Here is a 15,940-nt window from a genome sequence, read left to right on the forward strand (position 1 = left end):
TCTGTATAGCTTAATTAAGTAGCTGAACAGGTACAGCAAGATTCAAGTCTGGGTTTAATCCTGTTTCAGCTACTATATACACTTATCCTGTTTATTGATCAGCTCTATGGAGACTTAACGAAAGCTCATCCCAACATTGTATTGCTGTTTCCATTGCTTGCATTTTGACAGGGCCAAAACCCCTTACATCTGCAGGTAATTTAGCGATTTGCTGAGCAACAGATAAATCATAATTTTCAGGTGCAGAAGTAATGGATTTCACAAATGTGATATAACGATCACGCCAAGCCTGTTCTTTTTGTCGTTCTTGCTGTAACGCAAAGGGATCAAGGAACGTTTCCCGAAGCCACTGCAGTCGTCCAAGAATCATCATTGGAATGCGCATCCAATATCCGAAAGCACGTTTGCGTATAGTACCATGAGCCCCCAAAGCTGGAGGTGCTAAATGATAAGTTAAACGCAGACCTTGACCAAACTGCGCTTCAATAGACTGTTTAAAACTTTTTCCTGTGAGTAAGCGTGCAACTTCGTATTCATCTTTATATGCCATGACTCTATATAGCTGAGTCGCTATTGTTCCAGTCAGGTCTTCTGGTAAGACTTTGGCAGCCTGTTCCACAAGTGCCCGATACTGGGCTGCATAATCCTGATTCCAGTACTCGACAAGGCGAGAAGAGCGGTCTTCAACTAATTCGGCCAATGTAGCTGGTTTATTCTTTACTGTTATTGTTGCAATAATGCGTTTTGCTAAGTCAGGATCACTCATCAGATGACAACCGATGCGGAAAGCTTCAAGATTTTTTTCAGCTGCAGTGGCATTAAGATAGATGGCCTTTTCAATACTTTCACGATTTAACGGGATCTGACCTGATTGCCAAGCCATTCCAAGTAGTATCTGATTTGCAAAGATTGCATCACCCAGCACTAGTGTAGCAATACGTGTTACGGGCAAAGATAAGAGTTTTCCTTGTGTAGTGCGATTACGCAGCCGATTAATCAAGTCAGTAATGGGAGCATACCAGTCACGAGACTCAAGGAAATCAGATGTAGGGGAACCATCTTCATTGACTATTACCATAGCCTCGGCCTTTAAGCGAGAAAGTGCTGCATTGCTACCTGCGACAATAGGATCTGCACCGATTAAAAGATTACATTGACCAGCAGGGATCTTGGTAGCAGAGATTTGATCATCTTCTGTAGCGAGCTGTACGTAAGAATAAACCGTACCACCTTTCTGAGCCAGTCCAGCCATATCCATAATACGTGCAGCTTTACCCTCCAAATGAGCAGCCATTCCAAGTAAAGCGCCTGCGGTAACCACACCTGTACCACCAACACCACCGACCATTATACGTACTGGTTGTTGATCGAGTTCAGGAAGAATTGGCTTCTCAGGCCAGCCAGCTTCTATACCTTTGAATATTTCCGGGCGTTTCATATCGCGAGTATGGACTGTCACAAAACTTGGACAGAAACCTTCTACACAGGAAAAGTCTTTATTACAGCTACTCTGATTGATTTGTCGTTTCGTTCCTAACGCTGTTTCAACGGGTTCAACAGATAAGCAGTTAGATTTTCTGGAACAGTCACCACAGCCTTCGCAAATATCAGTATTGATAAAGACTCGCTCTGCAATATCCGGATAAGCGTTGCGTTTACGGCGGCGGCGTTTTTCACTGGCACAAGTTTGAACATAAATTAGCGCCGTAACGCCTGAAATTTCACGTAATTTGCGTTGAACATCATCCAACTCATTTCTGTGGTAAATTTCTACGTGAGGCGCAATACCTTCTTCTGTATGAATCAGCTCAGGTTCATCTGTAACAATCACTTGTTTTTTGATTCCCTCAGCATCAAGTTGTCGTGTTAACTGCGCCACGCTGAGATGACCATCGACATGCTGCCCGCCGGTCATTGCTACTGCATCGTTATAGAGAATCTTGTAGGTAATATTGAGTTTTGCAGCAATTGCTTGACGTATTGCAAGATAACCTGAATGGAAATAAGTTCCATCTCCCAGATTAGCAAAAATATGCTTTTCGTTGGTGAAATGAGAGGCACCAGCCCAACTCACACCTTCACCACCCATCTGCGAGAAGGTCTCTGTACCACGATCCAGTGAAACAGCAATAAAATGACAACCAATTCCCCCTAATGCACGGCTACCTTCTGGTAATGCGGTTGATGAATTATGAGGGCAGCCACTACAGAAGAAAGGTTTGCGTTCTGCAATATCAAGAACACGACGTGATTCCTGTTCTGCTTTTTCTAACAGCTCAACTCTGTTTTGGATTTGTGTTTTTAAGCTTTCTGGAATCTCCAGTTTCAAGAATCGAGCTGCCAGCATTTTGGCAATAGGTTCAGGCTGAAATTCATAATGACCAATCAAAGGCGCTTCATCAATAGATGTACTCCATTCACCCTTTCCATCACAGGCTTTACCGATGACACGAGGGCGCTTGGCATCTGAAAGTGCATATAGCTCGTCTTTAATCTGTGCTTCCAGGATAGGGCGTTTTTCTTCTACAACGATAAGTTCCTCTAAACCTTCGGCAAATTCACGAAGACCTTGAGGTTCCAGGGGCCAAATCAGCGCAACTTGGTATACTCTCAGTCCGAGCTGTTGGGCTGTCTGACCTTCAATTCCTAGAATACGTAACGCTTCAATTGTATCTAAATAACCTTTACCACTTGCTACAATACCAATACGTGCATCAGGACAATGCCATGTCACCTGATTCAGTTCATTTTCACGCGCATAAGCCAACACAGCGGGTAAGCGATATTTATAAAGACGTTCTTCTTGCTGAATGCCGTGATCTGGCCAACGAATATTTACGCCATCTTCAGGCATTTGAATATTTTTGGGTAATACAGGAATGACCCGATCTAAATTAACATGAACAGAAGCAGAGGTTTCGACGATTTCACTGACTAATTTCATCGAAGTCCATACACCTGCAAAGCGTGACATTGCTACCGCATGAGCACCTAAATCAAGAATATGTTGTATTGAAGTAGGATAAAAAATTGGAATGCCACAACCAATCATGACATGTTCTGACTGGTGTGGAATACTAGAAGATTTACAAGAGTGATCATCTCCAAAGAAGGCAACCACGCCACCTTGCTTTGATGTTCCTGCAAGATTGGCATGACGGAGTACATCTCCAGAACGATCTACACCAGGGCCTTTGCCATACCACCAGGCGGTTACCCCGTCATATTTACCTTGACCTGCGAGATTGGCTTGTTGCGTACCCCAAATTGCAGTAGCAGCTAGATCTTCATTTACACCAGGCTGAAAAACAACATGATGGTCTTTAAGTATATTTTCAGCCTGCCAGAGAAAATTGTCATAATTCCCTAAAGGGGAACCACGATAACCAGATATAAAACCAGCAGTATGATAACCGTTTAAAGTATCCCGCCGTATTTGCGCGAGTGGTAAACGCACCAATGCCTGGATACCTGTCATGTAAGCAGTACCGTTATCACTTAGATATTTGTCTTCAAGTGATACGTCCTTAGTTAAAATCTTATTTGGAGTAAATTTTGTAGATATATTCATTTATGTCTCCTTAGAATCTTGTAGTTCAAGCTACTTTATGTTCAACATCCGGTTGAATATTTGGAGTAAATGACATACTTAAAAAAGGATTGATCAGTTTAATTAAAAATAATGGAACTGATTAATGTATGTACATTAATGTCATTGTGGTTGATCCATACTGGTGCAACAATGCGTAATTAAGAAAAAGATATTTACGTTATGCGCAAAAATCTTGATGGTGGATTGCTACATGCAATGCATGCTTTTCTAAAAGTCATTGATAGTGGGAGTTTTACGGCTGCTGCAGAGCAGATGGAGCTTACAACAGCGCAAGTGTCCCGACTTATTAGCGAGTTAGAAGGGCGTTTAGGCACAAAATTACTACAGAGATCTACGAGGCAGCACGCATTAACCGATATTGGTGCAAGTTATGCAGAGCAGTGCCGGCAAGTACTTGCGATGGTAGAAGAAGCTGAAACTCAGGCAATGGGAATGGCAACCGAACCGCAGGGGAGGTTACGTGTTTTGAGCATGGGAAGCTTCGGACATCATTATGTATCACCAGTAATGGCGGAGTTCTGTCAAAACCATCCAAAGCTTACGGTTGAGTACCGTACTTCACAGAATGTGCCAGACCTGTTAGGTAAAGGAATTGATGTAAGTTTATATCTTACGGAATCATTGACTGACTCAAGATTTGTTGCTCGTCAAATTGGGACAATATTTTCATTACTTTGTGCATCACCAGCCTATTTAAAAAAATACGGTGAACCAGAATCATTAGATGACCTGCAAAAGCATGCCTGCTTAAGATTGGTGAACCCATCTATTACACCACAATGGCATCTCATCAGTAAAAATAGTTGTTCGTACCAAGTCGATATTACAGGACCATTAATTGCAGACACACCAGAATTATTACTGGATATGGTACAGCAAGACATGGGTATTGCTTTGCTTCCAACTTTTACTGTTATCGAAGCTGTACGTACTGGACGATTATGTCGCGTTTTAGCAGACTGGAGATCACCTGATATTGGTGTTTATACCTTATTACCATCACGTCATTTTATTGATGCTAAAACAAGAGCATGGTTAAGGTGGGTCGATCAGCATATTTCGCCTAAGATTCAGAATGATACAGAATATTTTTTATAACTCTGATTCACTGTCAAAATTATTAAGATATAAAATCAGAAGGGTTCTGTGATAAACAATTTATAAAACAGTCAGCTATCTTTATAAATGTACGAAATACTATGGACCATGCTATAACATTTGCGAAATTTCGTATTAGGTAATTATGCATTAGGATACTTATCAATGTGAATTAGATGCAGGTATTCACGTTGCTGAGCTATAGCAACAAACAGTGTTGTGCAGGCTACAGTCTCAGATATCCTAGTTAACTTATGTTCACCTAAAATCTAGTTCACAAACTAAAAATTAAAATTTCCAATGAAAATTAAATATTTACATTTAAGATTTCTTTTATTTCAAAAGTTTTGTTCATGAACTGAAGATAGAACGTTCATAATTTCGAAAAGTGGCACTTATTACCACAATTTTTTATCTAAACTAGATTTCTTGCATGGTGACAATCGATATATTAGAGATACCAAGTCCTGTCAGAACCTTAAAATGATGCGTCTTCTCATCAGGAGAGTAAAAAGTTGCGGTCCATTTTGCATCAGCTTTAACAGATTTAACTAATTCTTCAAAATAAGGCAAATCAACTTCTGCCATAGAATGGCCAAGAATATAAATTTCGCTAATATCAGTAAGACTTGAAAAAAAGTCTTTGTTTTTTCCAATGATTATTTCTGTATTTTTGAAGGTTCTTGAAAAGTACTCTTTAATAGTTTGTTTACCAAGTTCAAAAGAATAATCATATTGTTCAGCCTGATAGTTGTTCCAGTCCTCAAGTTCCTCTTCACTTAATCCTAAAGGTGGTACAGCTGGACTCTCTTTAAAGTTATCTGGAGTAATACCATGTCCAAGAATAAGATTTTGCTTATTATTTTCAGATTTTTCGTGAATAAATAAGACATTATCATTTGGTACTTTATAGTATTTAGCAAGGGTATCTGTATAGTTAAATGTTAGGTAGGTCGCATTTTTATCTAAATTTATAATTTTATCTTTGCTTATAATTGGAAAATCCACAGCTAATATAAACTCATTAAATGCTTTATATAAATCTGTTGTTAAGTAATTCAGAGTTTTTTCCATTTCAATTTGAAATGAATAACGATCTCTATCTCTAAAAGTATCAGAAGCATAGTCTGGCATAAAATCTGTATTTGCTTCAAGAACAGAATCTATATTTAGTCCAGCCATATTGGACTCAAAGTCTGACCATAAAGGATCTGAAATTGAAGAAGCGTTTTTAGGATCTAAATCTGTAAAACCATAGTGCTCTAACAAAAGCTCATATACTGCTCGGTAATTTTTTTTAAGATAAAGACCAAAAGATGAATATTGAGTATCAAGTCCATGATAAATATCAAAACCATTACCAATTATATATAGCTTCATTTTATTCACCATTAACATCTAGTTCTTTAAAGGAAAGTGTTTCTGAATTCTCATTAGTTAGCTCAAAGTAAGGTTGCTCAAAGTACAACTCACTGATATATGCTTTTGCTTTTAGCCCATCATCGTAAGCTAGTGTTAAATTGGCAGTATAAATTTGTTTATGTCTAATGACTGATTCATTATCAAGTACGAATACATATTGTTTTTCTTCATGATCCCAAGGGGAACGATCATAATCTGAAAAACGATAATCTGCTGTAACTATCACTTCAAAATCTACAATATATTCTGCCCATTCGGGATTCACTGTCTGTAGAGTCTTATTTGTAATAGTCAGCGATTCAATATCGACTGAGTTTATAACCTCATCATAAGGATCAGCATCTTCATAAATAAACTCTCCATCTTCAAGATAATTTAAAGCAAGATCTTTTATCTCTTCTTTCAAAAGTTCAAATACTTCATCAGCAAATCTAATTGGCTCTTCATATGCTTTATCACTACGAATTATCAAATTAATTAAATCATCTACCGATCTTAGATGTAAAAAATTAGGTTCTTTATCACAAAATGATTGCATATCACCGTCTGAGCTCACAATATAAACAGAGTGTCCTCTTGCTAAACTAATATTTTTTATAGCTTCTAATACAAAAGCATCAGGGAACTCATGTTTTTTTGATTCTTTATTAAATGGTGGCAATTTTTCAAAATAAGCATCAAATATTAGTTTTGGATCTACAGAACTTACACTTATGGTTTCTACAGACCGATTATCTAAAAATTCTAGAAATTTCTTATGTACCAGATCATAGATTTCATTACCATCAATCTTGGAAAATATGCCGTAACAATCAAGTTCAGGTGTATTTCTTAGAAAAATTGCCTCTCTTTGTACTTCCTTGATTTTAGCAACTGCAGATAATGACTTTTTCTTTAAATGTGATTCAACTTCCCTTATCGTAACATCTGTAATTAATAAGTGAATTTTTTCCTGTTCAATCAGCTCTTGAAGACGTCCTAATGCATGTTGCCCGAATTGGTAATTCTTATTTTCATAGGCAGAAGTATCCAGAAAAACTAGTCGTGTTTCTAATTCTGTATTAAATGTCATCGTTAAACCTAACTTTCATCAAATAATTAAATTTCAATCGTTAATTCTTCAAACTGAAAATCACTATAATCTCGCTCTTTTGAAGCAATATTTACTTTACAAACATATTTAAATTCAGTTTCAGTATTTCCTATGTATTGAAAATATTGTGGATAAAGTAATGTATAGGTTGCACATTTAGGCTTTATTTTAGATGGATAAGTTCTATTCCATTCTTCATTCCAATAACCTGATACACCAACTTCCATATTATCTAATAAATACCTAATGAGCTTATTATCTGAACAACCTATAATTTTAAACTCAGTGTCGGGAATGATAGGGACATATATTCCTCTTGAATCTTGCTCAACAGACCAATGTCCATATCTATGACGAGGATAAGCTGTTCCAATAAAAGGAAAACCATCAGAAGCTGTAGATTGAGATCTAGATCTAATAAACTGAAACTCTAATTTTTTTTCTAGATCCAATCCAATAGAAGCAATTTGAGATCTATCAGATGCCTTACTTTTATCATTTCTTAACGTGCAAGTAATATCTAACTGTAATTTAGAGCTAATTTTTAATGGAAATGACAAAGCCCCTAAAATTTTTCCCTCATTGCTTGTATTGCAAACTCGAATTAATTTTCTAAGATAATCTTTAAGAGATTCAATACTATATTCATCTTGAGAATTCCATTTTGTAAACCACATCACTCTAGATGGTAAGAAATTTAAATATGCTGTCTCGAGTGGCAAAGCTTTTATTGAATAGAAATTAGCATATTCATCGGGCATTCCATAACGAAGTTTAGCAACCTCAAATACTCTTAAATATGCAGATCTGGCTCTATGGCTATTTAATGTGTAAAACTGACCAGTGTTATCTCTTTCTAAAAAATATTGATATGTGTCATGAAGCCTAGGCTCATGAATAAATGTTTTGTTCCATTCATGCTGAAAATCTTCAGTCAAGGGAATAAAATATTTTTCTTCGAGATCTTCACAAGTACTTAAATACATAAGTGGAAATTCAGATCCAAGGTTTTTTCTGAAATTAGATTCTCTTTCAATCAAGCCCGAATCAATATCAAAGTTTCCTTGGTAATAACCGTAGTTGCAGTTTTTAGAGTCTATAGCATTCAATAATTGATCAGATAAACAAGATCTAGAAAAGACATATTCTCCGAGAACAATAGTTGGATGATAGCCTTTCTGACAAGCCATCCAAAATACACACAAAATTTCAACAACTTCAGATTCTAATTTCTTAGACTTCAAACTTTCTAATAATCTAGCTTCGACAATTTTTTGAGTGTCATTTACAGTTAACAAAGTAGACAGTTCACTTGCAGTCCATTGCTTAATACTCGTGAACGGCCACTGTAACCTAGTAACAAGTAACGCTATAGCTATTTCATGTTCATCTAAATTCTCATTCCAATTCCAACTTGGTGTCTGCAAATTCAGATTCCGAGTTTCTTCTTTTAGAACCTCAATCATTACTTCAATAAATGATTTTGCTTCTTCTATACGATCAAGTTGTATTAGCAGATAAACTAATCGGGACGATGGAATCACAAGTCCTGTATTTAAGACCTTGTTATTCTGAGTAGATAGTTGGATGAAATCATCTGCTTTTTCTTTATATTCTTTAGCAACAATATCTAAACGTTTGAAAGTATGTTCAGTAGACTCAAACCAATGATTAAACCACCCACCTTTATTGGATTGGGCTTTAACAAGAACGTCAAATGCAAAATTTTTCCCCCTAGTAGATTTTGCAATTTCATAGATAGGGTCAAGTAGTAAATTTTCATCTTTGTTATGTAGATCATTATCTTTGATATAATTCCAAACATATTTAATGAAGTCAGATATTTTTACTTTGGGTTTCCAATATTCCATCCATGGTAGTAAATGGTCTCTGTTTTTATAATCTGACTTAATCCATGTCAAAAAATCAGGAAATTTTTCTAATGGATAATCCTCATAGCTTATAGTATTAGGAATTTCATCTTTAGATGAATTTTTAGCATCATTATTGTACTTAGAAAGACTCTCCATTCCATTGTGATCTAATGCGATATTAGTTAACTCTTTCACACGGTCTATATTTGAATTATTTATTAATGCATATAGATCATCTTGTGAAAGCCCAGTTCGGCAAATTGATTCCCAAACACGGGACGACAAGTTTGGTAAATTACTTAATATATGATGAAAAGAATTTTCTGCATTGTGCCAATCACCATTTTTAACTTCCCATTCAAACTTAGAAGTCAAGCACGATAAATTAAGGCTAGACAAAAGTTTCGTATATTGTGGTAAGGCATGTCTGGTTTCTTTACCATCAGTATATTCCAAAATTTGGGTCACTTCTGAAGAGATTTCTTTTAAGTAGAATAGGGCATCTCTTTGATTTTTTTGAGATAGATATTCAATTGAATCAAGCACCTCAAAAATACCTAGATCTTTACGCCAACCATACCCTAATATTAGATCCCAGCATTGATAAGAATATAGCTTGATGTATTCTGGTTTCTGATGAAGTAATGCAATTTTTGCTAAATTGGAAAAGTAATCACATCTTTCATTGGTTTCCTGAATTTCTTGAGCAAATCTTTCATTAATAATTTCAAATAAGTATTCAATAGTCTCCATATCCAAATACTTAATATTTTGCTCAGCATACCATTCAATAAACCAATAAATATTAAAATATTCTTTTTCTTCTACACCTTTAAAATTAGACAGGCTAATACTTTTTTTATTAATGATTAAATTTAGAGTTAAGCAAATCTCAAACCAATTGTTTCTAAATCGGTTTAACTCTCCTTCATCTTTATAATTTTCATGAATAGGAAGATCTGAACTATTTAATAATGAATATATGTCTATAAATTTAATTTCTTCATCATATTCAATAAGTTTTACGATATGGTCACCCAATTCTACTAATAAGTTGTATAGAGGGGCTTTTACGGAATTACTATAACTTCGTATATGGAGATGACAGAAACTTCCTTGGGATGCTAAGTGTTGAAAGAAGTTCTCGAAAAAGTAATCTTTATAATTAAAGACTAGTTGATCACTTTTAAATATTAGATATTGTTCTTCATCTTCATCTTCATCTTCATCTTCATCTTCATCTTCATCTTCATCTTCATCTTCATCTTCATCTTTGCAAATTAAATAGCTTTGCTTGAATAAATTATTTTCTAAAATTTGAACAACTTTTCCTAGAGTGGATGCCTCGAACAACTCTTGATTTTCTAAACATCCAAGTTCAACTTCCTCAATAGAACCTAGAATTATTATTTGCTCTGCTATCATCTTCTGGATGTCTTCATTCTCTATTACATTGAAAACATCTAGCAATTGTTCAAAATTATCATTCAAACAATTTATTTGGCACAACAATGTCATCCATTCTTCATTCCACGTTTTAATTGAATCTTTTTTGATAAGAGAAGGAATATACTTATCATCATTTAAAATTTTAGTATGCAGCATTATTTTTAAATTTTTATTATAAATATCATCATGTTGATGACCATTGTGCAAACGCTCTTCACTTAGAAATCTTTCACGACACCAGTTTGCAATTGATAAAGCTTGGGGCTTCTCATTTCTATGCCATAAGGCTATTGATAGAATTCCTAAATCAGCTACTGAAAGTTGGTGACGTAAGGAAATTAACTCATTGATTGCAGACTGTGGGGCAGTGGTTAGAAATATAATTTTTAACTGATTAAAATCAGTTGGTTGATATTGAGGGCCGTTTAATAAACGTGTTTTTATCGATCTATGTTTGTATGCCTCAGCATACTGTCGTTCTTTAAAGGCAACCTTTTCAGCTTGAGTTAGTAAGTCGATAAAAATTTGGGGATCATACCCCTCTACTAATCGCTCGATAATCCAATCACGTGTTAGGCCACTTCTTAAAGGGCTAGTATTACCAAGTAAAGCATGGCAATACCATAACCATCTCTGTTTTAATGACTCAGGTGCATCATGCTCGAGCCAAGTGCACAGAGGTACTAATAATGATTCAATGATTTCATCATGGTTTTCTCTGCTTTTGACAAAAACACTCAAGCTTTCATGAAATGGCCTTAAACCAGATAAAGATTCATGTAGCAAAAAAATTACTGAATTTATATCTAAGAATGAATCAGAAAAAATTTTATTAAAAGAAGTTCTAGGCCAGAAAAAATTAAAATTTACAACAAGATGTAGTATATTTTTTTGCTTATGATTTAGCGTATGCCAAATCGATAGATAATACTCTTCGATATCCCCGCCGCTATGCATAGGAAGCTTATTGATTTGCCATTCATTAATGGGAAGTAGGTTAGTTCTTAGATATTCACAAGTATAGATCAGTTGTAACGGATAACCATGTGTAGAATTTAATAGTGCTGAAGAAGCCTTAGCGATGATTTCATTTTTATTTCCATAATTATTCGTTATTAATGCTCCATCTTTTATTCTTTTAGTTACATAAACTAAAATAGCGTTGCCAGACATAGGGGGAAGGTAAGTCCAGTTTTTCTTAGGACATAGAGTTAAAAGTTTTTTTGGTAGATATTCATCATCTACAGGTTGCGTACCAACAATAATTTTAAGATTATCTGGTAATGGCAATAGTGTTTTGAAAAGCTCTTCTAATGGATTGATATTCCGATTATTATCTCGCCAAACATGATCCAAACCATCAATAATAAGTATGAAAGGTTTTCCACTTTTTTTATAGTAACACCCGCATTTTTCAAGAATATTAGTTAAATTTTCAGGGTTTTCATGAGATAAAACTTCAATTCCATTATGAAATCTTCTGATTTGTGAATAGAGTGATTCAGCAATAACTCTTAAAGAAAGTCTATCCTGTGTTCTATCACTAGTAGAAATAAAATAATGATGTCTGATATAGGGGATATTCTTTTCTTCTAATTCATTACAAAGGTAACTTAGATATGTACTTTTACCTAAGCCAGGGCTACCAGTCAGCACCTGTATATCTGTGATATCTTCGCTAAGAATTTTACTAATAAAATTTTTATGAAAATTCTCATCTGGCAATACGTAATCATCTGAAGTATGAAAACTTTGAGGTATAGGTTGAGGTCGTTTTGTATGGATAACTGAACGTAGTATATCTAATGTAATCCATCCTTCTGGTGCAGGATAATTTTTAATTGTTGCCCATTTTTTAGCCTCATCCTTAAGACAAAGATAACCTAATTCATCACTAAATTTAAGAATTGAGGTTTTGACCTGATTCTCAAGTACTGAATAAATCGGATCATCATAAGCGATTTTTAAATTCTCAATAAAAGTTTTAGCTTCACCTTTATTACCTAACTGCTTAATGATTTCATCTTGAATATTTGTAGGTATCAAATCAAATTGAATATAAGGTGTTCCTTGAAAACAAGGTTCTACATCTCGTGCAAGGCGCTTATTTGTTACTAAATTGATCGAATTTATTTGATCTAATGGTATCCGCTTGTAGGCATCATATATTTTTCTTAAAATACTTTTTGAACGTTCAGTTTTTCCTGACTTTTTAAGAATCCAATCCCAAGAAAATTCATTCTCTTCTTTTTCTGGAGAGGGTGAATATTTGACTTGGTAGTAGTCATATTTGTTATCTTTTCTGACACAAATTACGTCATCTAATGCTTGTGGGGTATAGTCAGTATCATCAGTCGCTTCAAATAAAACTTTCTGGTATTTGTCTGGGAAATTTAGCCAATCAGCAAGAACACTTACACCAAATAGCGTTTGATAATCATAGCCTTTATATGTAATCGCAGTACTTTTAATATTATCTTTAAGCATAAATTTGATGATTTTAAGAAATTTTTAATGTCTAAAGTATACCTACTTTTATCTTAATCCAAAGTTAGAATTAAATAAAAAAATGAAAATTTCTTAATTATAATCAATACAATATGATTAGATAATTGGGGGGGACATCATTTTTCATCGTTGTTTTGAGGATAACCATATATGATTTCTGAAAATTTCATCATGGTAGCAAAAAAGCATGGGCACTTTACCAAAAATTGAATCAGTACTGTTAGAAATCCATCAAAGTCTTGGTGGTAATACCTCATATTCGACAGTTCAAAAGAATAAATTTGCCACTGGGAAAATCAGTATCAGTAAGCAATCTGATATGATGAAAAAAATTATTTTATCTATTTTTGAAAAACTCAATGTTCGCCCTGAGTCTTTTGATGCCATTTGGCAATCATTAACCAATATTGCAAATGCCTATAAAGGTCTTGAGCTCAAAACTTGGACATTTAATGCTGATCAAAAACAAATTAACTGGATGCTTTTAACGCATTTCTTAGTACCAGGTTTAGCACGGTTTTCGGCATTCCAAGCTATTGAGACCCCTTTTGATAAAGGTATGTCAGGTGGTCGTTTCTGGTATTTACCAGAGGTGGTTGAAAGTGATGGTGATAAAAAGCTAATTCTACCTGTGCCACAAGTCATTGACTGGTTAACAGATCTACTAGGAACAGATGTAGACAATGTTGCCAACCATAGCCTAGATATAGACATTCAAAATTTACGACGTTCTCTCTATAACTGGAAGAATGGTACAAATACTATTCGTTACAGCTCTATTTATGAATATTTCCCAGAAGGGCTATGTTTAGATTTTGAAGGTGCCTTTACCCTAAATGAAACTATCACTCTGGATGAGCAATTTAATCAAGCATTAGCTTTTATCAACAAAAAGGAACTAAATGCTCAAAAGCTTAAATTTGAAATTCCTTTGTCTGAGGAAATCCTTACTCATATTTTGCAGGGGAACGTAAATGAAGAAGAAAAAACTAGATTAATTGAATGCTTATTAAATCGCTATTCAGCACCTTCTATAGAAGTTATTCGCCAACGCCTAATTGTTGCTAGTACAGTGCAGGATATTTATCACCGATTAGTCAAATCTCTGTGTCCTGACGTAGATAAGTATTGTGTTGACCTCAAGAAAAACAAAGTCCTACAACTATTTGCATTATATAAAGGTGTTTATAACCTTACTATTGAGGCATGGAGAAATTGTAGAGATAAAGGTGAATTTGCAGAAGATATGTGGTTTGAAGCTCATTTACCTGAATGGGATAAACAAAGCATATTTCTTTCAATTCTACCCTCTAGTAAAGAAACAGGTATTGATGAGCTAGCAACATATCTGAGCTATAGCTTCCGTATCAATGCAAGCGATGTACTTGATGATGTAATTGATCATGATCCGGAATCATGTGCTGAAATTGCTGAACGCACTGTACGTAAACTCCATAACTTTTATGAAGAACAAACCAAAACTCAAGAGTTGAAAGCTCGCATGCAACAAAGCTCACCATGGAGAGCTTTACATAATGAACAGAATTACTGGGTAGTAAGTGGCGTAGCTCAGTCACCAGAGCTACCTATTCACTTGAAAGAAATGACCGCTAAGCGTATGAGAGAACTGGCTAATACGCCTATAGAGAAAATTCTAGTTGTTATCCCCGAGCTTGCTTACTATTTAAATGGTGAAAGTAAAAACAGACCTAAAGATTGTAAAAATAAGGTTGAAGCTTTACTTGATCAAGCAGAAAAAACCGAAGGATATGATTTATGGAAGTTTGCTATTTTACAGTACAAAGCTAAGCACTTATTGGCACAAAATAATTTTGATGAGGCATCAAAATATTTCAGAGATGCACTAGAAGAGAGTTTTAAAGGCAGTTATGGCCTAATGACTGGAGAAATTGCACGAGATTGTTTAGCTGTAGCAGTAGCGAATCAAAAACTTATCACAAACAATCACGAAAAATATTATCGTGAAATGCTTAGTGGTGGAATGATAGAAAGTGATCAAATTCCTTCTATAGAGGAAGTAGCACGTTGGGCATATTCTTATTTCTGGGAAGATCTTTATAAACCGTATCCTGGAATCAAGTCTCAACAACCACTTGGTCAAACTCTGGTAAAACCAGCTTTGGATAAACTTTTTCCTTTGCTAGAACAACATAATTTAGCAGGATTGAAGGATTGGCTAAATTCTAATAAAGCTTTGTTTAAATCTAATCTTCCTGACGTTGAAGGCAACTCAATGCTCATGCTGATGCTGAAGCTATTTCTCAAAGTTCAAAAAGTGATGGATGCTAAGATAGTAGAAGCTTGGGAAAACTTATTAAAAGATATTTTTGAAAAATATCCAAAACAACTGGATATTCCAGACCTAAAAGGCCAAACACCATTAATGTTGGCTGTCGAGGCTCGTGAAACGATGTTAGTTGAACAGATGCTAGTGGCAGGAGCCGATGCAAATATTCAAAATTATCAAGGGATGACGGCATTACATACAGCTTGTAAAATTAGATCTCCAAAAGTTTTTGATGCCTTCTGTACTGACTCTTCTGATTGGAATTTGAAAACAATGGATGGAAGATTACCGTTACATACTGCTTGTTGGTCTGGAAATATTTATGCTGTCGAAAAGTTAGTAGAATTAGTGCCGAAACAACTTCGGGAAAAAGATCATGCTGGATTCACACCATTAGAATTGGTTGAATACCTCATAGAGAATCCTGAGGCGTTAGATATATTGAGACTGCAAAGTAGAAAAAATGGTTACTCTTGTGGGACACAACAAGAACTGGAAAAAATTCTTGAAGTTTTAGAGCAAAATTTATCTATGAACAGTTAATTTCTCTCTTTAAAGCCCTGTAGATACTGATG

6 protein-coding genes are annotated in these 15,940 nt (G+C 35.1%); 2 read left to right on the top strand and 4 right to left on the bottom strand.

Going from position 1 to position 15,940, the window contains the following annotated elements; translation table 11 throughout:
- Positions 1–91 precede the first annotated feature (91 nt).
- Positions 92–3,571: an indolepyruvate ferredoxin oxidoreductase family protein gene (locus B3X18_RS04665; RefSeq protein ID WP_034680053.1), complete on the bottom strand. Its 3,480-nt coding sequence runs from the start codon at positions 3,569–3,571 to the stop codon at positions 92–94.
- 201 nt (positions 3,572–3,772) lie between these two features.
- Between B3X18_RS04665 and B3X18_RS04670 the strand changes: the two genes are divergently transcribed.
- The gene (locus B3X18_RS04670; RefSeq protein WP_005025893.1) at positions 3,773–4,711 is read left to right on the top strand and encodes a LysR family transcriptional regulator; all 939 of its coding nucleotides are present in this window, start codon (positions 3,773–3,775) and stop codon (positions 4,709–4,711) included.
- Between the two features lie 420 nt (positions 4,712–5,131).
- Here B3X18_RS04670 and B3X18_RS04675 read toward each other — a convergent pair whose 3' ends face one another.
- The 3 genes from B3X18_RS04675 to B3X18_RS04685 are packed head-to-tail and all read right to left on the bottom strand — an operon-like array spanning position 5,132 to position 13,036.
- Entirely contained in the window at positions 5,132–6,091 is a 960-nt protein-coding gene (locus tag B3X18_RS04675) for a bacteriophage abortive infection AbiH family protein (protein ID WP_034671234.1), read from the bottom strand.
- A 1-nt stretch (position 6,092) separates the two neighbouring features.
- On the bottom strand, positions 6,093–7,205 hold the full coding sequence (locus B3X18_RS04680; RefSeq protein WP_034671213.1) for a PIN domain-containing protein: 1,113 nt from the start codon (positions 7,203–7,205) through the stop codon (positions 6,093–6,095).
- Between the two features lie 26 nt (positions 7,206–7,231).
- Complete coding sequence (locus B3X18_RS04685; protein ID WP_034688549.1) at positions 7,232–13,036, bottom strand: dsDNA nuclease domain-containing protein; 5,805 nt, start codon at positions 13,034–13,036, stop codon at positions 7,232–7,234.
- A gap of 208 nt (positions 13,037–13,244) precedes the next feature.
- Between B3X18_RS04685 and B3X18_RS04690 the strand changes: the two genes are divergently transcribed.
- Positions 13,245–15,908 carry an ankyrin repeat domain-containing protein gene (locus tag B3X18_RS04690; protein WP_034671218.1) on the top strand — a complete coding sequence of 888 codons (2,664 nt, stop codon included), beginning with the start codon at positions 13,245–13,247 and terminating at the stop codon, positions 15,906–15,908.
- Positions 15,909–15,940 lie beyond the last annotated feature (32 nt).

The sequence above is a fragment of the Acinetobacter sp. UBA6571 genome (assembly GCF_002434085.1).
GTDB lineage: Bacteria > Pseudomonadota > Gammaproteobacteria > Pseudomonadales > Moraxellaceae > Acinetobacter > Acinetobacter radioresistens.